The sequence below is a fragment of the Polaromonas sp. CF318 genome (assembly GCF_000282655.1).
Taxonomy (GTDB): domain Bacteria; phylum Pseudomonadota; class Gammaproteobacteria; order Burkholderiales; family Burkholderiaceae_C; genus Polaromonas.
Genome location: NZ_AKIV01000002.1, coordinates 1 through 24,567, shown reverse-complemented (window position 1 = coordinate 24,567; position 24,567 = coordinate 1). Strand labels below are relative to the sequence as shown.

General features: G+C 67.0%; 24 protein-coding genes. 7 read left to right on the top strand and 17 right to left on the bottom strand.

What is annotated here, in order from left to right; translation table 11 throughout:
* Positions 1–181: 181 nt before the first annotated feature.
* Positions 182–2,032 (bottom strand): glutamine--fructose-6-phosphate transaminase (isomerizing), encoded by a 1,851-nt coding sequence (glmS, locus tag PMI15_RS00135; protein WP_007862390.1) that lies wholly within the window; start codon positions 2,030–2,032, stop codon positions 182–184.
* Between the two features lie 145 nt (positions 2,033–2,177).
* On the opposite strand from glmS, the gene PMI15_RS00130 reads away from it, so the two are divergent.
* The gene (locus tag PMI15_RS00130) at positions 2,178–2,663 is read left to right on the top strand and encodes an Lrp/AsnC family transcriptional regulator (protein WP_007862389.1); all 486 of its coding nucleotides are present in this window, start codon (positions 2,178–2,180) and stop codon (positions 2,661–2,663) included.
* Between the two features lie 17 nt (positions 2,664–2,680).
* On the opposite strand, the gene PMI15_RS00125 is transcribed toward PMI15_RS00130, so the two are convergent.
* The 3 genes from PMI15_RS00125 to PMI15_RS00115 all read right to left on the bottom strand — a co-directional run bounded on the left by PMI15_RS00125 (position 2,681) and on the right by PMI15_RS00115 (position 8,031).
* Positions 2,681–4,117 (bottom strand): DUF3999 domain-containing protein, encoded by a 1,437-nt coding sequence (locus PMI15_RS00125; RefSeq protein WP_007862388.1) that lies wholly within the window; start codon positions 4,115–4,117, stop codon positions 2,681–2,683.
* Complete coding sequence (locus tag PMI15_RS00120; protein WP_007862386.1) at positions 4,114–7,014, bottom strand: DUF2339 domain-containing protein; 2,901 nt, start codon at positions 7,012–7,014, stop codon at positions 4,114–4,116. Before PMI15_RS00120 ends, PMI15_RS00125 begins: the two co-directional genes overlap by 4 nt.
* A gap of 81 nt (positions 7,015–7,095) precedes the next feature.
* Positions 7,096–8,031 carry a LysR family transcriptional regulator gene (locus PMI15_RS00115; protein WP_007862385.1) on the bottom strand — a complete coding sequence of 312 codons (936 nt, stop codon included), beginning with the start codon at positions 8,029–8,031 and terminating at the stop codon, positions 7,096–7,098.
* 125 nt (positions 8,032–8,156) lie between these two features.
* Between PMI15_RS00115 and PMI15_RS00110 the strand changes: the two genes are divergently transcribed.
* Positions 8,157–9,122: a DMT family transporter gene (locus tag PMI15_RS00110; protein ID WP_007862383.1), complete on the top strand. Its 966-nt coding sequence runs from the start codon at positions 8,157–8,159 to the stop codon at positions 9,120–9,122.
* Positions 9,123–9,162: 40 nt separating this feature from the next.
* On the opposite strand, the gene PMI15_RS00105 is transcribed toward PMI15_RS00110, so the two are convergent.
* The 3 genes from PMI15_RS00105 to glmU form a co-directional block, all read right to left on the bottom strand.
* Complete coding sequence (locus PMI15_RS00105) at positions 9,163–9,756, bottom strand: hypothetical protein (RefSeq protein WP_007862381.1); 594 nt, start codon at positions 9,754–9,756, stop codon at positions 9,163–9,165.
* A 15-nt stretch (positions 9,757–9,771) separates the two neighbouring features.
* Positions 9,772–10,350 carry a hypothetical protein gene (locus PMI15_RS00100; protein WP_007862380.1) on the bottom strand — a complete coding sequence of 193 codons (579 nt, stop codon included), beginning with the start codon at positions 10,348–10,350 and terminating at the stop codon, positions 9,772–9,774.
* A gap of 118 nt (positions 10,351–10,468) precedes the next feature.
* Positions 10,469–11,896 carry a bifunctional UDP-N-acetylglucosamine diphosphorylase/glucosamine-1-phosphate N-acetyltransferase GlmU gene (gene glmU, locus PMI15_RS00095; RefSeq protein WP_007862379.1) on the bottom strand — a complete coding sequence of 476 codons (1,428 nt, stop codon included), beginning with the start codon at positions 11,894–11,896 and terminating at the stop codon, positions 10,469–10,471.
* Between glmU and PMI15_RS00090 the strand changes: the two genes are divergently transcribed.
* A complete protein-coding gene (locus PMI15_RS00090; RefSeq protein ID WP_238541053.1) occupies positions 11,895–12,827 on the top strand; it encodes a DUF6279 family lipoprotein in 933 nt (310 codons plus the stop codon). The two genes, glmU and PMI15_RS00090, sit on opposite strands and share 2 nt — an antisense overlap.
* A gap of 17 nt (positions 12,828–12,844) precedes the next feature.
* On the opposite strand, the gene PMI15_RS00085 is transcribed toward PMI15_RS00090, so the two are convergent.
* Both PMI15_RS00085 and PMI15_RS00080 read right to left on the bottom strand, forming a co-directional pair.
* On the bottom strand, positions 12,845–13,042 hold the full coding sequence (locus PMI15_RS00085; protein WP_007862377.1) for a hypothetical protein: 198 nt from the start codon (positions 13,040–13,042) through the stop codon (positions 12,845–12,847).
* Positions 13,043–13,204: 162 nt separating this feature from the next.
* The gene (locus PMI15_RS00080) at positions 13,205–13,963 is read right to left on the bottom strand and encodes a Crp/Fnr family transcriptional regulator (RefSeq protein ID WP_007862375.1); all 759 of its coding nucleotides are present in this window, start codon (positions 13,961–13,963) and stop codon (positions 13,205–13,207) included.
* 78 nt (positions 13,964–14,041) lie between these two features.
* On the opposite strand from PMI15_RS00080, the gene PMI15_RS00075 reads away from it, so the two are divergent.
* Positions 14,042–14,449, top strand: a complete 408-nt coding sequence (locus tag PMI15_RS00075) for a BLUF domain-containing protein (protein WP_007862374.1) — start codon at positions 14,042–14,044, stop codon at positions 14,447–14,449.
* An 18-nt stretch (positions 14,450–14,467) separates the two neighbouring features.
* On the opposite strand, the gene PMI15_RS00070 is transcribed toward PMI15_RS00075, so the two are convergent.
* The 4 genes from PMI15_RS00070 to PMI15_RS00055 all read right to left on the bottom strand — a co-directional run bounded on the left by PMI15_RS00070 (position 14,468) and on the right by PMI15_RS00055 (position 18,348).
* The gene (locus PMI15_RS00070) at positions 14,468–15,457 is read right to left on the bottom strand and encodes an MBL fold metallo-hydrolase (RefSeq protein WP_007862373.1); all 990 of its coding nucleotides are present in this window, start codon (positions 15,455–15,457) and stop codon (positions 14,468–14,470) included.
* A 117-nt stretch (positions 15,458–15,574) separates the two neighbouring features.
* Positions 15,575–16,570 (bottom strand): tripartite tricarboxylate transporter substrate binding protein, encoded by a 996-nt coding sequence (locus PMI15_RS00065; protein ID WP_007862372.1) that lies wholly within the window; start codon positions 16,568–16,570, stop codon positions 15,575–15,577.
* 45 nt (positions 16,571–16,615) lie between these two features.
* A complete protein-coding gene (locus PMI15_RS00060; RefSeq protein ID WP_007862371.1) occupies positions 16,616–16,987 on the bottom strand; it encodes a hypothetical protein in 372 nt (123 codons plus the stop codon).
* Positions 16,984–18,348: an acyclic terpene utilization AtuA family protein gene (locus PMI15_RS00055; protein ID WP_007862370.1), complete on the bottom strand. Its 1,365-nt coding sequence runs from the start codon at positions 18,346–18,348 to the stop codon at positions 16,984–16,986. Before PMI15_RS00055 ends, PMI15_RS00060 begins: the two co-directional genes overlap by 4 nt.
* A gap of 88 nt (positions 18,349–18,436) precedes the next feature.
* Between PMI15_RS00055 and PMI15_RS00050 the strand changes: the two genes are divergently transcribed.
* The gene (locus PMI15_RS00050) at positions 18,437–19,339 is read left to right on the top strand and encodes a LysR family transcriptional regulator (RefSeq protein ID WP_007862368.1); all 903 of its coding nucleotides are present in this window, start codon (positions 18,437–18,439) and stop codon (positions 19,337–19,339) included.
* Positions 19,340–19,349: 10 nt separating this feature from the next.
* Here the strand turns inward: PMI15_RS00050 and PMI15_RS00045 are convergent, their stop codons facing one another.
* On the bottom strand, positions 19,350–19,907 hold the full coding sequence (locus PMI15_RS00045; protein WP_007862367.1) for a gluconokinase: 558 nt from the start codon (positions 19,905–19,907) through the stop codon (positions 19,350–19,352).
* Positions 19,908–20,010: 103 nt separating this feature from the next.
* On the opposite strand from PMI15_RS00045, the gene PMI15_RS00040 reads away from it, so the two are divergent.
* Positions 20,011–20,463 (top strand): TfoX/Sxy family protein, encoded by a 453-nt coding sequence (locus PMI15_RS00040; RefSeq protein ID WP_157214472.1) that lies wholly within the window; start codon positions 20,011–20,013, stop codon positions 20,461–20,463.
* Positions 20,464–20,548: 85 nt separating this feature from the next.
* Here PMI15_RS00040 and PMI15_RS23835 read toward each other — a convergent pair whose 3' ends face one another.
* Positions 20,549–21,184, bottom strand: coding sequence for a DUF2917 domain-containing protein (locus PMI15_RS23835; protein ID WP_007862363.1), 636 nt, complete (start codon positions 21,182–21,184; stop codon positions 20,549–20,551).
* Positions 21,185–21,334: 150 nt separating this feature from the next.
* Here PMI15_RS23835 and PMI15_RS00030 point away from each other — a divergent pair, with 150 nt between their 5' ends.
* A complete protein-coding gene (locus PMI15_RS00030) occupies positions 21,335–22,318 on the top strand; it encodes a LysR substrate-binding domain-containing protein (RefSeq protein ID WP_007862361.1) in 984 nt (327 codons plus the stop codon).
* Between the two features lie 99 nt (positions 22,319–22,417).
* Here PMI15_RS00030 and PMI15_RS00025 read toward each other — a convergent pair whose 3' ends face one another.
* Complete coding sequence (locus PMI15_RS00025) at positions 22,418–23,893, bottom strand: amidohydrolase family protein (protein ID WP_007862359.1); 1,476 nt, start codon at positions 23,891–23,893, stop codon at positions 22,418–22,420.
* Positions 23,890–24,567 (bottom strand): MurR/RpiR family transcriptional regulator (locus PMI15_RS00020; protein ID WP_007862357.1); only part of this gene is annotated, 678 nt, incomplete at its 5' end. The genes PMI15_RS00025 and PMI15_RS00020, both read right to left, overlap by 4 nt.

Below are 24,567 nucleotides of genomic sequence, written 5' to 3'. Positions count from 1 at the left end.
CAGACTTCAGCGCAATTCAACACACAGAGATCAATTCTCTCGAATATGTTCTTTCCGCCGTGTGTTGTTCTGCGCGCCAGCTTATCTGGAAATTTCACATTATGAATTTTTCCCGACGGACTTTTATTTAACCCGACGGACTTTATTCCTCGCAATCATGCGCTTGCGCGCACCGTGACCGTCATTCGACAGTCACGCTCTTTGCAAGGTTGCGAGGCTTGTCAACATCCGTCCCCCGCGCCACAGCCGTGTGATACGCCAGCAACTGCAGCGGCACCACGTGCAGCAGCGGGCTGAGTGCGCCGTAGTGTTCGGGCATGCGGATCACGTGCAGGCCTTCGCCGCTTTCGATGTGGCTGTCGGCGTCGGCGAGGACATAAAGGACGCCGCCGCGGGCGCGGACTTCCTGCATATTGCTTTTGAGCTTTTCGAGCAATGCGTCGTTAGGCGCGACGGTGACGACGGGCATTTCGCTGGTGACCAGGGCCAGGGGGCCGTGCTTGAGTTCACCGGCGGGGTAGGCCTCGGCGTGGATGTAGCTGATTTCCTTGAGCTTGAGTGCGCCTTCGAGGGCGATGGGGTAGTGCAGGCCGCGGCCGAGGAAAAGCGCGTTTTCCATTTTCGCGAAGTCTTCGGCCCAGCTGATGACTTGGGGCTCCAGGGCCAGCACGGCCTGCAGGGCGGCGGGCAGGTGGCGCATGGCTTTGAGGTGGGCGGCTTCTTCTTCGTCGCTGAGCTTGCCTTTGCTTTGGGCCAGGGCCAGCGTGAGCAAAAAGAGGCCTGCGAGCTGGGTGGTAAAGGCTTTGGTCGATGCGACGCCGATCTCGACGCCGGCGCGCGTGATGTAGGCGAGCTTGCATTCGCGCACCATGGCTGAGGTGGAGACGTTGCAGATGGTCAAAGTCTGCGTCATGCCCAGGCTTTGGGCGTGGCGCAGCGCGGCCAGGGTGTCGGCGGTTTCGCCGCTCTGGGTGATGGTGACGACCAGGGTCTTGGGGTTGGGCACCGAGCTGCGGTAGCGGTATTCGCTGGCGACCTCGACCTGGGTGGGGATGCCGGCAATGGCTTCGAGCCAGTACTTGGCGGCGCAGCCGCTGTAATAACTGGTGCCGCAGGCCAGGATGAGGACGGAGTCGATCTCCTTGAACACGCGGAAAGCCTGGTCGCCGAAGAGTTCGGGGACTATGCCTTCGACGCCTTCGAGCGTGTCGGCGATGGCGCGCGGCTGCTCAAAGATTTCTTTCTGCATGTAGTGGCGGTAGGGGCCGAGCTCGGCGGCGCCGCTGTGGGCATGCACGGTCTTGACCTCGCGCTGCGCGGGCTTGCCGTCCTTGCCGACGACCCAGTATTTGCCGAGCTGGATGTCGACCATGTCGCCCTCTTCGAGGTAGACGATCTGGTCGGTGACGCCGGCCAGGGCCATGGCGTCGCTGGCGAGGAAGTTCTCGCTCTTGTCCTTGCCCACGCCCAGGATCAGCGGCGAGCCGGCGCGCGCGCCGACGACGCGGTGCGGTTCGTCCTTGCAGAAGGCGGCGATGGCGTAGGCGCCGTGCAGCTGCGCGACGGTGGCCTTGAGGGCTTCGAACAGGTCGCCGTCATAGAGGCTGTCCATCAGGTGGACGATGACTTCGGTGTCGGTCTGGCTTTCGAAAACATAACCCTTGGCTTTGAGGCCGACGCGCAGCTCTTCGTAGTTTTCGATGATGCCGTTGTGCACCAGCGCGACCTTGCCGGGTTTGGTTTGTGATGCGGCGCCGCTGCCGTGGCTGAAGTGGGGGTGGGCGTTGTGCACGGCGGGCGCGCCGTGGGTGGCCCAGCGGGTGTGGGCGATGCCGGTGGCGCCTTCGAGCTTGTCGGCGCTCACTTGCTCCTGCAGTTCGGCCACGCGCGAGGTGCTGCGCGCGCGCTTGAGGCCATCGGCATACACGGCAACGCCGCAGGAGTCATAACCGCGGTATTCGAGGCGCTGCAAACCCTGCACGAGGATGGGAACGATATTTCGGGTCGAAACGGAAGCAACGATGCCGCACATGGAGGTCTCCTGAAAAACAATGAGCTGATCAATGCGTGGATGCTACGTGCTTGAGATTTTGTTATGTGATTGATTTTTATTAATTTATGGAATTTAATTTCACAATTCTTTATGAACTGAATTTAATTTCATTTAAAGTCTATTCATGGAACAAATAGCACTCGATGAAACAGACCTCAAGCTGCTGGACAGCCTGCAAACCGATGCCTCGCTGAGCAACCAGGCCCTGGCCGAGCGGGTGCACATCTCGCCGCCCACCTGTTTGCGCCGCGTCAAGCGCCTGCGCGATGCCGGGCTGGTGGAGCGCGAGCTGGCGCTGCTCAACGTCGACCAGCTGGCCGCGATCACCGGCCACGGGCTGACCGCGCTGGTGGAGATCACGCTGGAGCGCCAGGGTGCCGAGCAGCAGGAAGCTTTTGAGGCGCGTGTGGTGCTCGATGAAGCGGTGCAGCAGTGCTACCGCGTGTCGCCGGGGCCGGACTTCATGCTGGTGGTGCACGTGGCCGACATGCCGCGCTACCTGGCGCTGGCGCAGCGGCTGTTCACCAGCGATGCGAACGTGCGCAACGTGAAGGCATTTTTCAGCACGCGGCGCGCGAAGTTTGCGCCGCGGGTGCTGCTGGCGCCCTAGGAGCCTGGACCTCGCCGTCAGTCCGTCTTTTTGGTTTGCTTGAGCAAACCCCACGCCATGCCGGCCAGGGCCAGCACGCCGAGCAGCAGGATGCCCCACAGCACCAGGCTGCGCGTAGGGATGCCGTCACCCGGCGTCGAGCCGGCCACCAGCGGGCCGCCAAGGCCGCCGCCAGTGATGTCGGCTTTGGCCACATCGGCTTGCGCCAGGGGCAGCGTGTTTTCCTGCGAGGGCTGGTAGTTCGGGATCAAGCTGGCCATGGGCAGGAAAGCGCCGGCGGCACCCGACTGGCCGGCCAACCCGGCCGCCAGCGTGAACGGGCCCTGGCCGCTGGCCAGGAACACGATTTGCGCGGGCTCGAACTGCAGCGCGATCTCCGGCGCGGCGGCAAAGCCCGGCGTCTTGGCGTCGGCCTCTATCTTCACTTCGCGCACCGAGGCGCCACCGATCTCCACCGGGCCGCTGGCCTGCTCCTTGCCGGCCGTGCCCAGGCGATACACCACCGTGGTGGCCAGCAGGGCCCAGGGCTGCTCGCGGTTGTTGCGGCCCAGCACGCGAATCGGCACCAGCACGTTGCTGCCCTGCGGCGCGATTTTGAGCGCCGCCACCGGCGTGGCAAAGGGCAGCGCAAACACCAGCTCGTGCGCATTGGCGAGCGCGGGCGCGGCCATGCTTGCGCTGACGCGCTGGCGCACGGCGGTGCTTTGCGAAGTGAGCAGCGTGGCGCCGCGCACGGTGACGGCGGCGGCGCCCCAGCTGATGCGCAGGTAATGGTCCTTGAGGTCGGCCATGGACAGGTCCAGGCGGCTATCGCCCAGGCTGGCCGCGGAGGCCGAGGCATCGGCGCGGTAGAGCACGGTGCCGGCCAGCGGACGCCAGCTTTTGAGGTCCTTGCTGGCCTGCACATTAAAAGTCACCGGCTGGCCCACCGGCAGGTCGGCGTCCAGCGTCATGGCGGCCACGGGCTCCTTGAGCTTGCGCGCATCGAGCAATACACCCAGCACTTTTTGCGGCCCGGCCGCGGCGGTGGTGGTGGCGCCACCGGTATTGAGCTGGACCACGCGCTTGCCCTGGCGCTCCTCGATGCGCAGCGACAGGCCTTCAAGCCCGGCCGCGGCGGCGGACTCCGCGCCCAGGATGGGATAGGCGGGCAGCTTGACGCTGTTCTCCTGCGTGGCGGTTTGCGTGGGCACGCTGGCCAGCGCCATGGGCACGGGCTGGCCGGCGGCGTTGAAGAGGCGCAGGTCGGCATAACCCGCGCTTTGCAGCCGCACCAGCGCCTCGGCCGGCAGCAGCAGGCGCTGCAGCGGGGCGTCGGCTGCCGGGGTGACGGGAATGCGGACGGCATAAGACTTTGCGTTGCCGGCATCAGGCGGGTCGGCCGCCAGCAGGGGCATGGCCAGCCCTGCCGAGAAGGCGAGCGCCAGCAGGCGGGCGTATTGATATGTCTTCATGGCAGGGCCTCTTCTTTCATATCTTGGGCATCGGGCAGCGCGGCGGCCTGCGCCTTGGGCGGCAAGGGCGCGAAGTAGCCGACCACCAGCATCAGCACACCCACCACGATGAAGGCGATGATGCGTTCGGCGCCGCCAGCGTTGGACAAATCAATGAGCAGCAGCTTGACGACCACCAGGCCCAGCAGGCCCGCGCCCACCAACCAGAGCGGCCGCTGCACGCGGCGGTGCGCCAGCACCATGAGGGTCAGCGCCAGCAGCGTCCACAAGATCGCGTAGCCCGTCTGCACCACAAAGCTTTCGAACAGCGCATCGGCATCCCAGCGCACGCCGAAGAAGTGGTGGGCGACGCGCAGCCACACGGTGTTGACCGCGATGAACACCAGCAGGGCCAGCGCCACCAGCGCATTGCGGCCCGTGGCCCAGCCCGCGCCGGCCGGCGGCGGCGATGCCGTCACCAGCACGCGGCGCCAGAACACCAGCGCGCCCAGCGCGAGCGCCAGGGTCAGGTCGGTCGGGTTGAGCAGCGGGATGTAAGGCAGGGGCGCAGTGTGGCCTGAAGAGTGGATGGCCGCGGCCAGCGTGCCCCAGAAGACCAGCACGGCCAGCGGCAGGGCCGCCAGCCAGTAGTAGGCCTGCGCATGCGGGTTCAGCGGCCATGTGAAGCCCTGGCGCTGCGCCTGCCGGTTGGCCTTGCCGGCCCAGGTGGCCAGCAGCATGAGCACGGCAATGGCGCTGACCAGCAGCACCACGCCGGCCCAGGAGGTGCGCCAGAGCTCGGCCTTGCCTATGCCCGACCACAGGCAGTCGGCCAGCAGCACCGTGACCAGCCAGGCGCCCGCCGCATGCAGAAAACCAAAGGGCGACGCGCGGCCCTCGCCGCCCGGTGTGAAGGGGGCCTGCGCCAGGCGGTCGGTCTGCCGCAGCATCCAGTAGTGCAGCACCAGCACCACCGGCCAGACGGCCCAGGCCGGCGTGGCCAGCACACGGTAGCCTGCGCCGGTCTGCGCCAGGTAGCCCAGCGCCAGTACGGCAACACTGATGCGCGCGGGCCAGGTCGCGACCGGCCATTGTTTCTTCAGGCCCAGCAGCATGGACAGGGCCGCGCTGGCGACGACGGCCAGCATCATGAGCAAGCCGGTGGTGCGCTCGCCGAAAACATGCAGGGGCATGGCGTCGGCCTCCAGCGCCGGCACGCGGCGGGCAATCTCGAGCAGCCAGCCCAGGCACCAGAAGAAAAAGCCGTAGAGGTAGACGGGCACGCAGAGTTGCGCCTCCACGCCCGCATAGCCCTTGGCCCAGGACGATTCGCTGTGCGGCAAGGGCTTGCGCAGCCACCAGGCCAGCTGCAGCGCGGGCAAGGCGATCAGCATGGCGCCTATAAAGGCCGGGTTGCCGAAAGGAATGGCATACACATGGTGGCCCAGGCCGCCGGCCGCACCGTCGAGCCCGCCGAGGAAAGCCATGGCCGCGACGCCCTGCAGCAGCAGGCCGAAGGCACGCGCCATCCAGCGCGCCTGGCGCATGCCGACCCAGAAGGCGCCCGCGCCCTCGAGTGCCCAGACGGCCGAGGTCCATTTCGCATCGAGCGCCAGCGGCACGGCCAGCGTGGCAAAGCCCACGCCCACGGCGATGAAGCATTCAATCAGCAGGCGGTAGCCGGCCAGCGCGCGCCGCGCCAGCAGCATGGCCGCCAGCAGGTAAAGCGCGGCAAAGCCCAGCGCGGAGAAGGCCGTGCCCAGCTCCATGCCGCGCACCAGCCCGGCCTGCAGGCCGAAGCCCGCCAGCGGCGTGCCGAACACCAGCATGGTGTCGACCGCGTTACCCAGCCGGGTCGGCGTGTTGCGCGCATACAGGATGGCGGTGAACAGGTAGATCAGCACAAAGCCTATGAGAAAGGGCTGCGCGCTGGCGTAGTGCGCGGGTGCGTACTTGAGCACACCCCAGGCCGTGGCCACGCCGAAGGTGGCGACAAAACCAACCACGTTGAGGATGCGCCAGGAGCGCTTGTAGGCGATGAACAGGATCGCCAGGTTGAGCACCGTGTAGTAGCTGAAGAGGCCCACGTGGCTGCCCTGCCCGGTCGACAGCAGCAGCGGCGCGGCAAAGCCGCCGGCGAACGCGGCCACCGCGAGCGCGCGCGAATCCTGCAGCAGCGCCAGCGCGCAACTCAGGCCGCAGACGATGATCATCAGCGCGAAGGCCGGCAGCGGCTCGAGCAGGCCGTAGAGGCGAAAGGCCGCGAAGACGGTGAGGTACATCACCGCCACGCCGGCGCCCTGCAACGCGAGGGCGAAGCCGGGCTTGTCGTGGCGCTTGCGAAAGCCCACGGCCAGCAGCGCGATGGCCGCCGCGCCTATGGCCGCCAGACGCAGCTCCACCGGGAACAGCCCGGCCGACGCGGCATAACGCGCCAGGAATGACAGGCCTATGAACAGGATGACCAGGCCGACCCGCACGATGGTGTTGCCGCCCAGGAACCAGTTTTTGGCGGCGAGCAGGGCCAGCTCCACGGCGTTGGGTTCGGCCGGCTTGTAAGCGGGCCGCGCAGCGGCGGTGGGAGCGGCGGGAGCGGCGGTGGGCTGCGCGCGCGGCAGGCCGTTGGGGGCCAGGTCCGGCGCCTGTGCCGCTTCGTTGTCGGCGGCGCTGGCCGGTGGTGGTGGAACGGGAACGGGCGGTGGCGCTGAGACCGCCGACGCATGGGCTTCTTTAATATTCGGGGGCGCTGCCGGCTGTGGCGCTTTTTTCCAGGCGGCCTGCACTTCGGCCCGCACGGCCCAGCGCAGCGACAGGCCGGCAAAAAAGCCGAGGAAGGCGCCCACGAAAACGCCGGCATCGCCATAACCCGGCCAGAACCACCCCAGGATGGCGCCCCACACAATGCTCCAGATGATCATGGCCAGCCCCTCCCCTTTTTATGGATGGAGCTGATAGTACTTGATGGGTTGGCGGCGGCCGGGAGAGATGAGGGTCGCGCCTTAAACGCCCACAGGCAGGTCGCGAACGACCCGGACTTTGCCGGCAGGGGCTGGCTTGGGCCCGGCCTGTACACGTGCCCGTTCGCGCGCGGTCTCCCAGAAAGCCCGCGCCAGCGGCGAGAGCTTGGCCACGTCCAGGCAGGCCAGGCCCACGGTGCGCGGCTGCGCCGGCAGCAGCGGCCGGTAGACAACCCCTTCGGGCGCATCGGGCAGCGCCAGGCGCGCGGCGACCGAGACAGCCAGGCCGCGCTGCACAAACTGCAGGATGGAGATGATCTGGGTGAAGTGGTAGAGCACCTTGGGCAGGGTGATGTTTTTCTGCAGGATGGGCACGATGACCGGGCCGCAGCCGGCTTCGGTCAGCACGAAGTCCAGCCCGTTGAGCGCGCTGACGGGCACGGCGGGGTGCGCGGCCAGCGCATGGCCGGCGGGCAGGATGGCGACGAACTCGTCCTGCACCAGCGGCAGCACTTCAAAACGCTCGTCGGGCACCACGACAAAACCGAGCTCCACGCGCTTTTGCAGCAGCCACTCGTCGATGACCTCGTCGCTTTCCTCCTCGATGCGCACCTGCGCGCCGGGGTGGGCCTGCTTGAAGGCGGCCAGCAGCGGCGGCAGCAGGTTGACGGTGGAGGTCGGGCCGAAAGAGCCTATGCGCAGCGTGCCGGTCTTGAGTTCTTTCGCGTCGCCCAGCTCCTGCGCCATGGTGGCGGCCAGGGCCGTCATTTCGCGGGCGCGCAGCAGCAGGCGTTCGCCGGCGTCGGTCATGGACACGCCGGAGGCATCGCGCAGCGCGAGCTTGACGCCGAATTCGGTCTCCAGCGCGCGCAGCGCGTGGCTGACGGCCGACTGGGTGGTGCCCAGGCGCATGGCCGCGCGCGAAAAGCTGCGGCATTCGTCCAGGGTGATCAGCACTTCGAGCTGGGCCAGGGTCATGGTGAACACGCCTTCATGAGTAAATACTCATTTGATAGTGAGTGATTTAACAATTAATCTCATGCATCAAATCTACCTTATTGACGGTTTTCCCTCAACCCAGACCCCAAGATCCAAGCCCCCTCATGACCACTGCCTCCCCACCCGCCACCCTGGCCTCCGCCGCCGCTGCCGCGCCGGTTTCGCACACGCCCGCGCCCGCCAGCCGCAAGCTCTGGAGCCTGTACCTGCGCCTGACCTGTGTGCCTGTCCTGTGGGGCGGCACGTTTATCGCCGGGCGCGTGATCTCGGCCCACCTGCCGCCGGCCACCGCGGGTTTTATCCGCTTTGTGTTCGCCACCCTGGCCTTGCTGGCGGCGCTGCATTTCACCGAAGGCCTGCGCGCCATCACGCGCATCACGCGGCGCCAGTTGCTGGGCACCATGGCGCTGGGCGCGACCGGCATCTTTGCCTACAACCTGCTGTTCTTCACCGCGCTGTCGGTGCTGCCGGCCGGCCGCACCTCGCTGATCATCGCCCTGAACCCGGTGGTCACCCTGCTGATCGCCGCCGCGCTGCTGGGCGACCGGCTCTCGGCCACGCGCTGGCTGGGCGTGGCGCTGGCCCTGCTGGGCGTCTGGGTGGTGGTGACGCGCGGCGACCTGTCGCAACTCGTGCAGTCCCTGGGCAAGGGCGAACTCGCGATGTTCGGCGCGGTCTGCGCCTGGGCCGTCTACACCCTGGTCGGCCGCAAGCTGCTGCAAGGCCTGTCGCCGGTGCTGGCCACACTGTGGGCCGCGATCTGGGGCACGCTGTTTTTAGGCTTGCTCGCGCTGCGCGACATGCCCCATGTGCATGCCGCCTCCTTCACCCCCGAGGTCTGGGCCGGCCTGGCCTTCCTGGGCGTGCTGGGCACGGCCGTGGCCTTTGTCTGGTACTACGAAGGCCTGCGGCAACTGGGCGCTGCGCGCACCGTGGTGTTCAACAACCTGGTGCCGGTTTTCGGCGTATTGCTGGGGTGGCTGATCCTGGGCGAGCCTTTGAGTGCGAGTCTTTTGGCGGGTGGAGGGTTGGCGATTTTTGGGGTGTTTTTGGTGAATCGGGTCAAATAAACGTCCAGGTTTCAGGCCGGCGCAGGCCGGCCTGAAATGCTTACTTGCGCAACTCGGGCGATTCCACCAGCGCCTTGACCAGCTTGGCAAGCGCGTCATTGGAAGCCCTCACGGCGGCCAGCGAGAAGTTGCTCTTGAACTCCGAGAAGGTGGCGCCGCCTTCGCCGCTGACGCGTATCGTCTCGACGGGTTTGCCGCCGGCGTCGACGATGGTGCAGACCAGCTTGACGCTGAACTGCGTGGGCGGCCAGGTGAAGGCGCCGTCGGAAGAGGAGTTGGTGGTGACTTCAGGCGTGATCAGCAGCGAAATGCCGCCGGCCTGCAGCGCCGCGGAGTCCTTGGGGTTTTGCACCTTGCTCACACCGGTGAATGCCTCGGACAGCGCCTTGTAGAAACCGGGCTCGATGTCGCGGTAGGGGAAGTAGCGCACCTTGTCGCCGCCGCCGCCGGGGGTGGTCACCTCCACCGCGCGCAGGGCGTCGGGGATGTGGTAGCCCACCTTCTTGGCGATGGGCTTGGCGCCGGCGGGCACGGTGACCGCCGCGAGGTCGGGGTTCATGGTGATGGGGTGCGCGCAGCCAAACAGCACAACGCAGGCCAGGGCCGAGACAAGATAGCCAGCAAATCGGTTCATGGTGATGGCTCCGGCTTAGTTGCGAATGGCTTTGACGAAGTCCGGATCGGTCACCAGGGCGGCGACCAGCGACTGCACCATCAGGGGATAGTTGCTGGCGGCCAGCGGAATGGCCACGGCGCCGGCAAAAGAGCTTTCCCATTTGCGCTCTATGCGCTTGACCTTGTCAAAACGGACCTGGCCGTTGGCCTTCACGACGAAACGCGCCTCGATCTGCCCGGCGTTGGTGCTGATGCCGCCCGCGTCGATGTTGTTCTTGATCAGGGTGCCGCTGATTTCAACGCCCGATTGCGGGTTGTACAGCTTGGCCAGCGCCAGTTCCTGGCGCAAGGCCTCGGCGATGTAGTCGCCGTAGTTCTTGCCGACCGGAGAAGTCATGGTGTTGGCGCGCAGGGACAGCGAAGCGCCGCCGGGCATACCGGCCGTCACGGCGATGGTGCCGGTTTTCACGGCGGGCGCGCCTTCGATTTTCTTCAAGGTCTCGACGTTGTCGATGGAGGGCGCGTAATTGGGCGCCGGGCCGGCGCAACCGGCAAGAATGGCGGACACGGCAATACCCACGCACGCGGCTGCGCGCCTGAAATCCTGGAACATGGAAACCCCTCTGTGTTATGTGTTGAATAAGCGGCACCCATCGCGGGTACAAGCCCGTCGATGTTACGTCATGTAACCGCCATCCCAGACACCCGGGAATACCCGGAGGGGCCCCGCCTCAGGACTGGCGCGGCGCCTTGGCCGGGCGCTTCCAGTTGGGCAGGCTGACCTGCTTGCCGCGCGCCACGCTAAGCGCCCCGGCCGGCGTGCTCTTGGTAATGGTGGAGCCGCCACCCACGGTGCCGCCCGCGCCTATGGTGACAGGCGCCACCAGCACGCAGTTGCTGCCGATGTGCACGTCGGCTTCGATCACCGTGCGGTGCTTGTTGGCGCCGTCGTAATTGGCGGTGATGCTGCCGGCGCCGTAGTTGACGCGCTCGCCCACGGTGGCGTCGCCGAGGTAGGCCAGGTGGTTGGCCTTGGCGCCCTTGGCCAGGGTGGAGTTCTTCACTTCCACAAAATTGCCGATGTGGACTTCGGCGCCCAGCTGCGCGCCGGGGCGCAGGCGCGCGAAGGGGCCTATGAGCGCGCCCTCGCCGACCTGCACGCCGAGCTTTTCGCCGTCGATGTGGGTGAAGGGATGGATCACCGCGCCGGCGGCGATGCTGCAGTTGGCGATCACACAGTTGGCGCCTATGCGCACGCCATCGCCCAGGCTGACCGTGCCTTCAAAAACGCAGCTCACGTCGATCTCGACGTCCCGGCCGCAGCTGAGCGTGCCGCGCACGTCCAGGCGCGCCGGGTCGGCCAGGCGCACGCCCTGCTCCATCAGGGCAACGGCCAGGCGGCCCTGGTGGACGCGTTCCAGTTCGGCCAATTGCACCGGGCTGTTGACGCCGGCCACCTGGGCGGCGTCGGTGATCTGGTGGGCCACGACGGCCACGCCGTCGGCCACGGCGAACTTCACGATGTCGGTCAGGTAGTACTCGCCCTGGGCGTTCTTGTTGTCCAGCCGCGCCAGCCAGGCGCGCAAGAGGCGCGTGGGCACGGCCATGATGCCGCTGTAGATTTCGCGGATCTCGCGCTGGGCGGCGCTCGCGTCCTTGTGCTCGACGATGGCGCGCACCTGTGCCGAGGCTTCGGGGCCGGCGCGCACGATGCGGCCGTAGCCCGTGGGGTCGGCCATGCTGAGCGTGAGCAGCGCCAGGCGCTGGCCGTCGCACTGGGCGATCAGGGCCTGCAAGGTGGCGGCCTCGGTCAGCGGCACGTCGCCCGAGAGCACCAGCGTGACGCCGTCGTCGGCCAGCAGGGGCAGGGCCTGCTGCACCGCGTGGCCGGTGCCCAGCTGCGGCTCCTGGCGCGCGAACTGCAGCGACACGGGGGCGCCGGCGGACTGGCCGAAACGGCCGCAGGCGGCCTCGACCTCGGCCGCGCCGTGGCCGGTGATGACGACCGCCTGGCGCGCCGACACGGAGGCGGCGCATTCGATGACATGCGCGAGCAAAGCTTTCCCGCCCAAACGGTGTAACACTTTAGGCAAACTGCTCTTCATCCGCGTGCCTTTGCCCGCGGCCATGATGACGACATCGATTGGGGTTGCTGCCATGAAATTTCCTCTGGATCTTGGAGTGGAGACGCACTCCCGGGCCGCCGGGGCGGGCGCGGGGCGCTGCACAAGGATTATCGGCGGGCTGGCCGTCCTGGCGCTGGCCGGGCTGCTGCAAAGCTGCAGCCTCATGAAAATCGCCTACAACCAGGCGCCCGAGCTGGTCTACTGGCAGCTGGACCGCCATTTCGACTTCACCGACGCGCAAAGCCTGCAGGTCAAGGCCGACCTGGACAAACTGCAGGCCTGGCACCGGCAGACGCAGCTGCCCGGCTACATCGAGGCGCTGCAAAAACTGCAGAAACAAATGCCCTCGGACATGGACGCCGCGGCGGCCTGCGCAATCTACACCGACGTGCGCGGCAAGCTGGTGCTGCTGTCGCGCCAGGCGGAGCCGCCCATGGCGACCTTGGTGGGCTCGCTGCAGGCCGGCCAATTAAAAAACCTGGAACGCCGCTTCGCCAAGGGCAATGAGGAATACCGGGAAGACTTTCTGGAGGCCTCGCCCAAGGCCCAGCGCGACAAGCGCTACAAGGAGGCGGTCAAGCGCGCCGAAATGCTTTACGGCCGGCTCGATAAAAAACAGCTGGCCGTGATCGAGCGGCGCATAGACGCCTCGCACTTCGAGGCGCCGCGCAGCTACGCGGAAAAAATCCGGCGCCAGCAGGACGCGCTCCACACACTGCACCCGCTGGTGGCGGGCCAGGCCACACCCGAAAAAACCCAGGCCGCGGTGCGCGGGCTGTTCGAGCGCACGCTGAACTCACCCGATGCGGCTTACCGCGACTACATGGAAAAACTGACGCAGGACGCCTGTGTCACGCTCGCGGAGCTGCACAACAGCACCACGCCGGCGCAGCGCCACAAGGCGGTGGAGACGCTGCACCGCTACGAGCAGGATTTCAGGACACTGAACGCGCAGAAGTCTTGAGCCGGCATCCGCGCTGGCTAGGACTTGATGCCGTTTCGGTGGATGGCGTCCTGGTATTGGCGCTCGCCCCCGCCCATCTGGCTGGCCGGTACATCGAAGGGCTGCGGGCGGTGCGGCTGGAACTCGCGTGAGCCGCTGCTTTGCTGTTGCTGGCGGTCCATGAAGCGCTGCGGCTGCTGCTGCAGCCGTGCGCCCGGTGCTTGTGCGTGGTTCATGGGAGGCTCCTGGGTGACGCGTCGCCGCGGTTTCCTTCGCATGAAAGAAGGGGCCATCGAAATGGCGTATCGCGGGCAGGAGAAACACCATAAAACCCGGCGCCGGGGGCGTTTGTAGTCCAACATGCCGCCAGGCCGTCAGCGACCGCCTACAGGGCTGAATCAGAGCAGAGGAACCTGCGGCGGCGGCGTGTCGTAGTAATCCGCAATACGCTCCAGCGCCCGGGTATTGAGCAGGCGCAGCCTGCCGTCCTGGATTTCGTGCAGCCCCAAATGGCGCAGGCGCCGCAAGGTCTTGTTGGTGTGCACCAGCGACAGGCCCAGCGCGTCGGCGATGTGCTGCTGGTTGATGGGGAATTCGACCAGGCCGCCCTCGGCCATGCCCACACGCTCCAGCCGGCGGAACAAATGCATCAGCAGCATGGCCACACGCTCGGTGGCGTTGCGCCGCCCGGCGGTCAGCAGGTGATCGTCCACCATGCCCTCTTCGCGCGCGGCCAGCCAGGTGATGTCATAACCCAGGTTGGGAAATTTGCGGAACAGCTCCCACAGGTGTTCGCGCGGGAACACGCAGAGGCTGGTGTCGGTCACGGCTTCGATGCCGTGCATGGGACCGTCGGCGAACTTCTGCTGCAGGCCGATGAAATCACCGGGCAGCAAAAAATTGAGGATTTGCCGGCGGCCGTCGCTCAGGGTTTTGTAGCGAAAGGCCCAGCCCGAGTACAGCGTGAAGAGTTTGCCGTTGGGCTTTTGCTCATAAAGAATGGTGGCGCCGGCCTTGACCGTCGTGGTGCCGGTGCGGAAGGTTTCGATGAACTTCAGCTCTTCCGCGTTCACCGGCATGAAAGCCCCGGTCTTGCGCAAACCGCAGGCATTGCACTGCGGCGGGCAGATCGCTGAAGTTGGCGTGGGGATATTCATAGAAGCCTCATCTTAGGCGCATATGAATATGTCTTTTGACATTGTGCGCCACAAGGTGCGCCGCTACATTGGGCCGCGATGACACCCACCAGCACCCCACTCTATGAAATTCTTTACGTCAGCACGCTGGCACCGGATGCGCCGCTGAGCGTCGTCGGGGACATTGCCGCCAAGGCGCGCCTGGCCAACGCCGAGCGGGCCATCACCGGGCTGCTGGTTTTTGACGGCATGCGGTTTTGCCAGCAACTGGAGGGCGGGCAGAAGCAGGTGCTGGCGCTGCTGGAGCGCATACGCCAGGACAGCCGCCACATCAACCTGCAGGTACTGCACCACGGCGAGCTGGCCGCCCGGCGCTTCAAGCGTTTCAGCCTGGGCTACTGCCTGGTCGAGGATGACGATGTGCTGGAGCGCATGGAAAGCCTGGACGGCCAGGCCGCGCTGGATGCCTTTGCCGGCTTGCTTTCGGGGCTGGATCTGGACTCCTGAGCCCGGCCGGCTGCGGCCCTAGCCCTGCAGCGCGGCCCACATCTCCTGGTCGCGCTGAGCCGTCCAGATGCGCGGGTTCTTGATGCCGCTGGCCTCGTCGAACGCGCGGCTCACGTCAAAGGGCAGGCAGTGCTCGTAGATGAACACATGGCCGAAAACCGGGTCCATGCTTTTGCGCGTGTGGGCCATCGCGGCCTTGAGGTCCATGCCGGCGGCCGCGGCCTCCTTGCCGGCCTGGTACAGCGTTTCGACCCAGCGTTTGGTGTAGTCCAGCGCCTTGTTGACGTTGGCCGCGCCCTTCATGGCCTCGCCGCGGCCCGGCACGATGGCCTCGGCCTTGAGCGCGCGCAGGGCTTCCAGCGTGGCGGGCCATTCCTCGAGCTGGGCGTCGCCGGTGTAGACGCCGGCTTCGTATTCAACCAGGTCGCCCGAGAACAGCACTTTTTCCTCTTCGATCCAGGCAATCGTGTCGCCGCGCGTGTGGCCGGGGCCGGGATGCCAGATCTGCACCTTCACGCCGCCCAGGTCCAGCACCAGCTTGCCGGGCTTCTCGCCCTTCACAGGATTGCCGCCGTCTATCACCAGAGTCGGCCAGGTCAGGCCGGGCACGCTTTCGGCGTTGCGAAAGAGGCGCGGGAAGCGTTCCATCTCGCTTTGCATGTCCTGCGCGCCGCGCTCGACGATCAGTTCGTACGTGCCCTGGCTGGCGATGATTTCGGTCGCGCCCTCGGCGGCATAGGCGCTGGCGCCCAGCACGCGCACCGCGTGGTAGTGCGTGAGCAGCACGTACTTGATGGGCTTGTCGCTGACGCTGCGTATGCGCTTGATCAGGTCTTGCGCCATCGCGGGTGTGGCCGTGGCGTCGCTGACCATGATGAACTTGTCGCCGATGATGACGCCGGAATTGGGGTCGCCCTCGGCGGTATAGGCCCAGCAATGCGCGCTGAGCTGCTCGAAGGTGATGGTCTTGTCCGTGAGGTCGGACTGGGAGGCGAAGGCTTTGGACATGGGGTTCCTGAGTGGGGCGCGGCGGAAAAAGATCGCCGGCAGGCCGTTGCCCGGAATTTTACTTAAACGTAATGCATTACGAATAGTTGAATCTTGAAACCCCGCCGCTCCCCGCCCTTATTCGGGCTCTATGCCCGCCGCCTTGATGATTTTTCCCCACTTGAGGGTCTCGTCCGCCTGGAACTTGCGCAGCTCTTCGGGATTGCTGGTGAAGATCTCGGTGCCGCTGGACTGGTAGAAAGGCGCGGCCGAGGAGCTGCGCGCGGCGCGCGCGAGCATGTCGGCGAGCTTGGCCACCACGTCGGCCGGCGTGCCGGCGGGCGCGTAGGCGGCAAACCAGTAAGTCATCTCATAGCCCTTCACGCCGGCCTCGGCGATGGTGGGCACATCCGGCGCCAGCGGCGAGCGCTGCCGCGTGGACACGCCCAGCGCCTTGAGCTTGCCGGCCTTGACCTGCGGCAGGCCGGTGGCCATGTCGGTGATCATCATGTCGATCTGCCCGCCCAGCAGGTCGGTCACGGCCGGCGGGTTGCTCTTGTAGGGAATGTTCAGGATGTAGGTGCCCGTCATCTGCTTGAACTGCTCGCCCGCGACGCGGCTGGAAGAGCTGCCGCTGCCGAAGGACAGCTTGCCCGGCCTGGATTTGGCCAGCTTGATGAAGTCGGCCACGCTGCTGACCGGCAGCGCCGGGTTGACGACCATGATCTGGCCGCCGCGCCCCAGGGCCGTGAGCGGCACGAAGTCCTTGACCGGGTCGTAGGGCAGCTTTTTGAACAGGTGCTCATTGGCCGACTGGGTGGTGTTGGTGGTGATGAAGACGGTGTAGCCGTCGGGCCTGGCCTTGGCCGCCGCCTGCGCGCCTATAAAACTGTTGGCGCCGGGCTTGTTGTCCACCACCACGCTGACCTTGCTGTCGTTGGTCACGGCCTGGCCTATGGCGCGCGCCAGCTGGTCGGTGGCGCTGCCGGCGGCAAAGGGCACGATAAAGGTGATGGGCTTGTCGGGAAAGCCCTGGGCCCGCGCCAGCCCGGGCGCCAGCGCGCAGAGCGCGGCGGCGGCGAGCACCAGGGGGCGTATCCGCGGGCTTGTGAAGTGGGGTGTTGAGGGGGTCATGTTGTCTCCTTTTTAATGTAAAAACAGTCTCGGTCACTGAGAGCGTCAGGGTGGCGGCGCAGGCCCCGCGAGCAAGGGCGCCAGCGCGGCGGGAATCTTTATCGGCAAATCCAGCAGCCAGAAGGACAGGGCCTTGCCGTGGGTGTCCAGGTTCAGCGCGTCGTTGACGCCGCCGTCGAGTACCTCGTCGAGCACAAAATTGAGCGCCGCCAGCCCCGGCAGCTCAAAACGCTGCACGCGGGCCGGCCGCCTGTGGGCAAAGTGCCGGGCCACCACGGCCTCCGTCACTTGCGCCAGCAGCACGGGGTAAAGATCGGGATGCCAGGCAATCACGCTGATGTTGGAGCGGTTGCCCTTGTCGCCGGTGCGGCCGTGGGCTGCGCGGTACAGCGGCACCGTGATACGACGGGTACTCACTGCACGCCCTCCAGCATCTCAAAGCGCAGCGGCACCGCCTCGCGCGGCACCAGGCAGGACAAGGTATTGAGCCTGGGCGTCAGCGAAGTGCGCACGCCGCCGCCGCCGGCCGGGCCGCAGCAGTACAGCGCGGTGACTTCGCGCGGCAGGCGCTCGGCCTGCGCGCGCTCGGCATGGGTGGCGGCGACACGCAGGCGCACGTCGCGCGCATCACCCGCGGGGGTGTCCGCCAGCAAACGGCCCGTGTCGTCGCCCATGATGCTGAGCGCGCCTATCAGGTCCACGCGCAGCGCAAGCTCCGGCAGGCGCCGGCGCAGCACCTCGGCGGCCAGGCAGGCGCGCGCTTCGGCACGCGGGCCGGCGTAAGAGATCTCACCCTCGGCCAGCCAGCCGCCTTCATGGCAGACATTGACCTTGAGGCTGGCCGGACGCGCATGGCCGCGCACGCCGCTCAGGGCTACGCGGTCGGGCCCGGCCTGGCTGAGTTGCGCGGCGCTGATGTCGGCCACCACGTCGGGCGTCAGGTAGGCGGCCGGGTCGTGCACTTCATACAGCAGCTGCTCCTTGACCCCGGCCAGGCTGACCACACCGCCGGTGTGCGCCGCCTTGCCGATGACGCAATGGCCCTCGCTGTCGATTTCGGCGATGGGGTAGCCCACGGCGTGCAGGTCCGGCACCTCCTTGTAGCCCGGGTCGGCGAAATAGCCACCACAGACCTGGGCGCCGCATTCCAGCAAATGGCCTGCCATGGTGGCGCGTGCCAGCCGGTCCCAGTCGTCGGCGCGCCAGCCGAAATGCGACATCGCCGGCCCCACCGTCAATGACGGGTCGGCCACACGCCCAGCCACCACGATCTGCGCGCCGGCGTCCAGCGCGGCGGCGATGGCTTCGGCGCCTATGTAGGCGTTGGCGCTCACCTTGCGTATGCCGTCCATGGCCGCACCCAGCTGCGCGCGCAGCAGCGGTCCATGCTTTTCGCCCGAGAGGTCATCGCCCGCCACCACGGCGATGCGCGGCGCCGACAAGCCCATGCCGGCGGCCATGGCCTGGATGTGGCGCGCGGCCGCCAGCGGGTTGGCCGCGCCGAAATTGCTCACGATGCGGATCTTGTGCGCCAGGCAGCGCGCCAGCACGGGCCGCAGCATGTCGTCCAGCAGCGGCTCGAAGCCGGCACCGGAGTCGGCGCGGCGGCGCAGCTGCGCGAGTGCCAGCGTGCGTTCGGCCAAGGTCTCAAAAATCAGGAAGGCCGGCCCGCCGCGCGCGATCAGGGTATCCACCACCGGACCGGCCGCGTCGACGCGGTCGCCGGAAAAACCGGCGGCGCAGCCTATCAACAAGGGGGAAGGATGGGATGGAGTCATGGGTGTGCCGTGCAAGCCCTGAATCTAGGCCTTGGACACTTATTTGTAAAATCGAAAATATTGATCAATTAATTTGAGCTACAGATAAATGGCCCAGCCCAATCTTTCGCTCCGGCAACTGCGCGCCTTCCTGGCCCTGGCCGACCAGCGCAGCTTCACGCAGGCCGCGGCCACCTGCCATCTTTCGCAGCCGGCCTTCAGCGCGCTGATACGCACGCTGGAGGGCGAGCTCAACACGCGGCTGTTCGACCGCGACACGCGCAGCGTGGAACTGACGGCCGAGGGCCGCCTCTTCGCGGCCTCGGCGCGCCGGCTGGTCGAGGATTTCGGCGCGGCCCTGGTCGACCTGAACGACCATGTGGAGCGCCGCAAGGGCCGGGTGCACATCGCGGCCCTGCCCTCGCTGGCGGCGGGCTGGCTGCCGGCGGTGTTCGCCGAATTCAGGAAAGCCTGGCCCGGCATAGAGATCAACCTCAGCGACCTGCTGTCGGATGCCTGCGTGGACCTGGTGAGGAGCGGCAAGGCCGATTTCGCGCTGGCCTCCACCGGCGTGAGCCACGCGGGCCTGAGCACGCGGCTGGTCTGCACCGACCGCTTTTACCTGGTGTGCCGCAAGGACCACCCGCTGGCGGCGGAGGCCGCGCCAACGCTCAAGAAACTGGCACCCTACCCCTTTATCCACATGTCGCGCAACAGCAGCGTGCGCCAGGCGCTGGAGGCGGCCCTGCACCCGCAGCAGGCCAACACCGTGCTGGAAGTCGACCAGCTGGCCACGGCCGCGGGCATGGTCGAGGCCGGGCTGGGCATCAGCGTGGTGCCCGCGCTGACCTTGTTCCACTTTGAGCGCAAAACCCTGGTGACCCGCCCCCTGGCCGCCAGCGGCCTGACGCGCAAGATCTACCTGGTGCGGCGGCAGGAAGGCAGCCTGTCGGCGGCCGCGCAGGCCCTGCACGACCTGGTGGTGGACACCATGAAGGCGCGCACGCCCTGATCCAGGTGCGTCAAGGACGGGCGCCGGACAGCCAGTCCGCCGCGCTCTGCGCCAGTGATTCCAGCGGCGCATCGCCGGCCAGGGTCAGCACGCCGGGCTCGGCCGAGGGATCCTGCAAGGCCTCGAACTGGCTGGCCACCAGGCTGGGCGGGTAGAAGTGGCCGGGGCGCACGGATACGCGCCGCAGCGACTCCGCCTGGCTGATGGCCAGGTGCACAAAGCGCAAGCCCGCGGCGGCGGCGCGCAGGCTGTCGCGGTAGCTGGTTTTCAGGGCCGAGCAGGTCAGCACCACACCTTCGGGGTGGCGCGCCAGTTCGGCGCCCAGCTGGCGCAGCCAATCGGCACGGTCTTCGTCGGTCAGGGCAATGCCCTGCTGCATCTTGGCGATGTTGCCGGGCGGGTGGAAGTCGTCACCCTCGATCAGCGGCAGTGAGAGCTGCCGGGCCACCAGGCGCCCGACCGCCGACTTGCCGCAGCCCGCCACCCCCATCACCACCACACGCACGGGCAGCCCGCCAGGGGGTGTGTCAAAGACTGGATGGGAGCGGGTCTGGGATACGGCGGTCATGCCGCAAATTATCGCGGCGCGCGGCCGCTTCGCGCGCCCTTGGGCGACAGCGAACGCCAAACCGCGGTTGATGGAAGCGACCGCGCTTTGTTATCGTTGCGCCATGGCCTCACCCAAAGATGATTTTGCGATGTATTGCTGCGAACTGTTGTCGGGCTTGGGGCCCTGCACGGCCAAACGCATGTTCGGCGGTTTCGGCATCAGCACCGGCGGCCTGACCTTCGCGCTGGTGGCGGACCTGGGCGGCGGCGAGACCTTGTGGCTCAAGGCCGATGAGGCCACGCGCGGCCTGTTCGAGGCCCAGGGCTGCGGCCGCTTCACCTACGAGATGACCCGCAACGGTGTGCGCTCCCCGCACAGCCTGGGCTACTACAGCGCGCCCGAAGAGGCCATGGAGTCAGCCGGCCTGATGCTGCCCTGGGCGCGCCTGGCGCTGGAGTGCGCGCTCAGGGCACGCGCGGCCAAACCAGCCAAAAAACCGAAACCGAAAGCAAAAGCCCCCGCCAAGGCCAAAACCCAAGCCAAGGCGGCGCCGGCCAAAAAACGCCGCGCATAAAAAAACCCGCAGCCTTGCGGCCGCGGGTTCAAAGCTCCCTTCCGGAAGGAGCCACTGACTAGAACTCTTAAAACCTGTTCACGGTTCAAACCAGGTTGGACATGGCCAGCACGTTGTAGTTGTGCGGGTGCCGGCGCTGGTCGTTTTTGTAGGCGTCAAAGTCGTGGCCGGCCGCCATGGGGCGGGCGCGGGCGGTCAAAAAAACCATGGCCAGCGGGGTCAGCAGGGCTTCAACCGCCGCTGCCGCGCCCAGCACCAGGCCGCGGGCCAGGCGTCCCAGGGCGCCGGCGGCCAGGCCGAAGGCGGCGCGCAGGTCGCTCAGCGGCTGCAGCACGCCGGCACGCCAGCCGGCCGGCTCGGCGGCGGGCTGCCTGACGGCGGCGCAGGCCACAACGGGCTCCCAGCTGAAGTAGGCCGATGCGGCATGGCCCGCGCTGAAGGACTCGATCACGAGCGACTCACCGGCCTTGAGCGTCAGGCTTTCGCCCCGGCTCAGGAAATGGTCGCCGGCGCGCACCTCGGCGTCCTGGCTGGCGGAGTCGAAGGTGGCCCAGACCCGGCCATGCGCAATTCGCAACACACCGGCCTGGGCGGCGTGCAAGGTCAGGGCCCGTCCCGCACCCAGCTTCCAGAAGCCCGCCAACCCGTCAACCTGGCCGGTGGTGGCATCGGTAGCCTGTTGCAAAAAGCGGTCGCCTGCGTGAGAAGCTGAGTGTTCCATGATGTTCTCCAAAAAAGGCACAAAGTGAGTGATGAGGGTTGAATCATCTCGCCGCCGGCTTGCGCGGTCCAATGAAATCGCGGTAAGCTATTCATTCCATAATCGCATCAATCAATCAGGCCGAAATTGCCCTAATACCCTCGAACTGTCATGCTCCATTCACAAACACACTTGCGTTCCCGGCCGATTTCCGCCGGCCAGCTCCGGGCTTTCGAGGCCGTGGCGCGCCACCTCAATTTCCGCGCCGCCTCGGAGGAACTGGCCCTGACCCAGTCGGCCGTGAGCCGCCAGATCCAGGGCCTGGAAGAGGACGTGGGCGTGAGCCTTTTCCACCGCCACACCCGGGCCGTGGAGCTGACCACCGCCGGCGGCATCCTGCTGCGGGCCGTCACGCCCTCGCTGGAGCGCATCGACAACGCGGTGCGGCAGATACGCCAGAGCGCCGGGCGCAAAAGCGTCTCACTGACCACTTTTGCCTCCTTCGCGTCGATGTGGCTGATCCCGCGGCTCGAGGGCTTCCAGCGCGACAACCCCGACATCGACATCCGGATTGATGCATCGGACGTCGCGGTGGACCTGGACATTTCAGACCTGGATTTAGCCCTGCGCTACGCCCCGGCCAGCCACATGCCGCCGGGCGCGATACGGCTTTTCGGCGAGCAGATCACGCCGGTGATCAGCCCCTGGCTGCTCAAAAGCGGGCCGCGCCTGAAAAAACCCGACGACCTCGCGCAGTTCACGCTGATCGAGGCGGGCGACGCCCACCAGACCCACCTCGAATGGCTGACCTGGCGGCGCTGGCTGGACGAGCACGCCAGCCCCAAGCTGGAGGCCAAGCGCTGGCTGTACTTCAATTACGCCTACCAGATGGTGCAGGCCACGCTGACGGGCCAGGGCGTGGTGCTGGCGCGGCTGCCGCTGATCGCCGAAAGCCTGGCCTCGGGCGACCTGGTAGAACCCCTGCCGCAGACGCGCATGGAGTCGCCCATGAGCTACTGGCTGATCGTGGGCCCGCGCAATGTGTCCAGGCCCGAGGTCGTGGCTTTTTGCGACTGGCTCAAAAGCCAGGCCGCGCTGACGCGCGAGGCGATTGGGGATGTGCCGGATCCGGATACGGTGGATTCTTTGGACTGAGCCCCTCCCGTCCATCTCCTCTGCGGGTTTTCAATCTGCGTCAAAAGGGCTTCGATACCTCAGCCCGAACGGTGGGAGACGCATCCCCTTTTTATACGCTCAGGCCGCATGCCGTTTCAGCAAGCGCCCGGCACGTGCCTGCACCTTGGCGTTCGCCGCATCGGCCGTCCCGGCCACATAAGCCAGCTCGCCGTTGACGAACACTTTTTCGATACCTTCCGACAAAGCGATCGGGTCTTCATAGGTCGCCACGTCGCGCACGCGGGCCGGGTCCAGCACCACCACGTCGGCATGCCAGCCGGGCTGCAACTGGCCGCGCTGGTGCAGGCGGAAGTTGCGGGCCGACAGGCCCGTCATCTTGTAGATGGCGGTTTCCAGCGAGAACAGCTTCTGCTCGCGCCAGTAGCGCGCCAGCACGCGCGGGAAAGCACCCCAGAGCCGCGGGTGGGGGTGCTGGTCGTGCGGCAGGCCGTCGGAGCCGATCATGGTCAGCGGGTGCGCGATGACGCGCTTGACGTCGTCCTCGTGCATCTGGAAGTAGCAGGCGCCGCCCGGCTGCAAGCGGCGGCAGGCGGCTTTCTGGTCCACGCCCCACTCGGCGGCGACGGAGGCCAGGGTTCGGCCCGTCATCTCGGGGTGCGGGGTGGACCAGCTCACGAGGACGTCGATGACACCGTCGACCAGGTCTTCGCGCAGCACGGTGGAGCCGGCCACATAGGGGTAGACGTCCATGGCCACGGGCTGGCGCGCGGCCAGCGATTCGATCAGCGGCAGGGTTGTTTTTGTGCGGCCCCAGTTGGCGGGGCCGGCGCATTTGTGGTGCGAGACGATGAGCGGCACGCCGGCGCTGAAGGCCGTGTCGCCGGCCTCGTGCAGGGCCTCGACGATTTTGGCCATCTCGTCGCGCAGGTGCGTGCTGTAGACGCCGCCGAAGCGCGAGACCACGCGGGCCAGGGCCACGACTTCCTCCGCGGGTGCGGCGAAGGCGGGCTCGTAGAACAGGCCCGAGGACATGCCGGCCGCGCCGCCTTCCATGCACTTTTCCAGCAGCGCGCACATGGCGGCGACTTCTTCAGCCGTGGCCGCGCGCGTGAGGTCGTCCATGCAGGCAAAACGCAGGGTCGTGTGGCCAATCAGCACCGCGACGTTGACGGCAGGCTGCGCCGCGGCCACTGCGCGTTCGTAGGCGTCGACCGAGTCAAAGCGGAAGGAGTCGGTGCCCAGCAGGTTGAGCGGCGGCTCGGGCTTTTGCACCACAAAGGGTGCCAGCGAGATGCCGCAGTTGCCGGTCACCACCGTGGTGATGCCTTGCGAGACCTTGGGCAGCATCTCGGGGTGGTTGAGCACGATGGCGTCGTCGTGCGTATGCACGTCGACAAAACCCGGCGTGATCGCCAGGCCGGTGCAATCGACGCGTTTCACGTCGGCCTGCGCCAGGCCCTCGGGCAGCGTGCCCCACAGGCCTTCGCCCACGGCCGCGATGCGGTCACCCAGCAGCAGCACATCACCCGGCCGGCCGGCCGCGCCGCTTCCATCAATCACCAGGCCGTTTTCCAGCAGCGTCGCACGCGTCATTCTTTGGTCTTTCCTTCTTGGGCCGCGGTAACGGTGTCCCAGTCGAGTTTGGGGTAGTGGCGCATGTCGACGCCGCGCGTGCTGAGCACGTCGCGCACGCCGCCCAGGCGCTTGACGGCCCGGTCGCCCAGGCGCTGGGCCACCAGCACCGTGAGGATTTCAATCACCGTGAGGTGGACCAGGTAGGCCTCGGTGCCCACATGCATGACGGGGTCGTCGGGAACATGGATGCCCAGCACGATGTCGGCGCGCTTGGCAAGCTCGGTGCCCTGCTGCGTCAGCGCGATCACGGTGGCGCCCTGCGATTGGGCGACTTCCACCGCTTCGAGCAGCGAAGGCATGCCGCCCACGTGGGAAATCGCGAACACCACGCCCTGGGGGCTGATGGTGGCGGCGGACACCAGCTGCAGGTGGATGTCCAGGTAGGCGTTGGAAACCAGGCCCAGCCGGAACAGCCGGGCCTGCATGTCGGAGGCCATGAAGCTGGAGGTCACGCCCACGCTGTAGCAGTCGATGCGGCTGGCGCGGGCGATGGCATCGGCCGCGGCTTCCACCGCCGCCACCTCGAGCTGGCCCTGCACGCCGCTGACCGCGGTGGCCGCGCCCTTGATGACTTTGGAGATCACCTCCTCGGTGCCGTCCTGCAGCTGCACGCGGCGGTGCAGCGGCGAGCC

Excerpts from the sequence above, each read along its gene's own strand:
- glmS (WP_007862390.1), bottom strand. The coding sequence starts at position 2,032 with ATGTGCGGCATCGTTGCTTCCGTTTCGACCCGAAATATCGTTCCCATC.
- PMI15_RS00130 (WP_007862389.1), top strand. The coding sequence starts at position 2,178 with ATGGAACAAATAGCACTCGATGAAACAGACCTCAAGCTGCTGGACAGC.
- PMI15_RS00125 (WP_007862388.1), bottom strand. The coding sequence starts at position 4,117 with ATGAAGACATATCAATACGCCCGCCTGCTGGCGCTCGCCTTCTCGGCA.
- PMI15_RS00120 (WP_007862386.1), bottom strand. The coding sequence starts at position 7,014 with ATGATCATCTGGAGCATTGTGTGGGGCGCCATCCTGGGGTGGTTCTGG.
- PMI15_RS00115 (WP_007862385.1), bottom strand. The coding sequence starts at position 8,031 with ATGACCCTGGCCCAGCTCGAAGTGCTGATCACCCTGGACGAATGCCGC.
- PMI15_RS00110 (WP_007862383.1), top strand. The coding sequence starts at position 8,157 with ATGACCACTGCCTCCCCACCCGCCACCCTGGCCTCCGCCGCCGCTGCC.
- PMI15_RS00105 (WP_007862381.1), bottom strand. The coding sequence starts at position 9,756 with ATGAACCGATTTGCTGGCTATCTTGTCTCGGCCCTGGCCTGCGTTGTG.
- PMI15_RS00100 (WP_007862380.1), bottom strand. The coding sequence starts at position 10,350 with ATGTTCCAGGATTTCAGGCGCGCAGCCGCGTGCGTGGGTATTGCCGTG.
- PMI15_RS00090 (WP_238541053.1), top strand. The coding sequence starts at position 11,895 with ATGAAATTTCCTCTGGATCTTGGAGTGGAGACGCACTCCCGGGCCGCC.
- glmU (WP_007862379.1), bottom strand. The coding sequence starts at position 11,896 with ATGGCAGCAACCCCAATCGATGTCGTCATCATGGCCGCGGGCAAAGGC.
- PMI15_RS00085 (WP_007862377.1), bottom strand. The coding sequence starts at position 13,042 with ATGAACCACGCACAAGCACCGGGCGCACGGCTGCAGCAGCAGCCGCAG.
- PMI15_RS00080 (WP_007862375.1), bottom strand. The coding sequence starts at position 13,963 with ATGAATATCCCCACGCCAACTTCAGCGATCTGCCCGCCGCAGTGCAAT.
- PMI15_RS00075 (WP_007862374.1), top strand. The coding sequence starts at position 14,042 with ATGACACCCACCAGCACCCCACTCTATGAAATTCTTTACGTCAGCACG.
- PMI15_RS00070 (WP_007862373.1), bottom strand. The coding sequence starts at position 15,457 with ATGTCCAAAGCCTTCGCCTCCCAGTCCGACCTCACGGACAAGACCATC.
- PMI15_RS00065 (WP_007862372.1), bottom strand. The coding sequence starts at position 16,570 with ATGACCCCCTCAACACCCCACTTCACAAGCCCGCGGATACGCCCCCTG.
- PMI15_RS00055 (WP_007862370.1), bottom strand. The coding sequence starts at position 18,348 with ATGACTCCATCCCATCCTTCCCCCTTGTTGATAGGCTGCGCCGCCGGT.
- PMI15_RS00050 (WP_007862368.1), top strand. The coding sequence starts at position 18,437 with ATGGCCCAGCCCAATCTTTCGCTCCGGCAACTGCGCGCCTTCCTGGCC.
- PMI15_RS00045 (WP_007862367.1), bottom strand. The coding sequence starts at position 19,907 with ATGACCGCCGTATCCCAGACCCGCTCCCATCCAGTCTTTGACACACCC.
- PMI15_RS00040 (WP_157214472.1), top strand. The coding sequence starts at position 20,011 with ATGGCCTCACCCAAAGATGATTTTGCGATGTATTGCTGCGAACTGTTG.
- PMI15_RS23835 (WP_007862363.1), bottom strand. The coding sequence starts at position 21,184 with ATGGAACACTCAGCTTCTCACGCAGGCGACCGCTTTTTGCAACAGGCT.
- PMI15_RS00030 (WP_007862361.1), top strand. The coding sequence starts at position 21,335 with ATGCTCCATTCACAAACACACTTGCGTTCCCGGCCGATTTCCGCCGGC.
- PMI15_RS00025 (WP_007862359.1), bottom strand. The coding sequence starts at position 23,893 with ATGACGCGTGCGACGCTGCTGGAAAACGGCCTGGTGATTGATGGAAGC.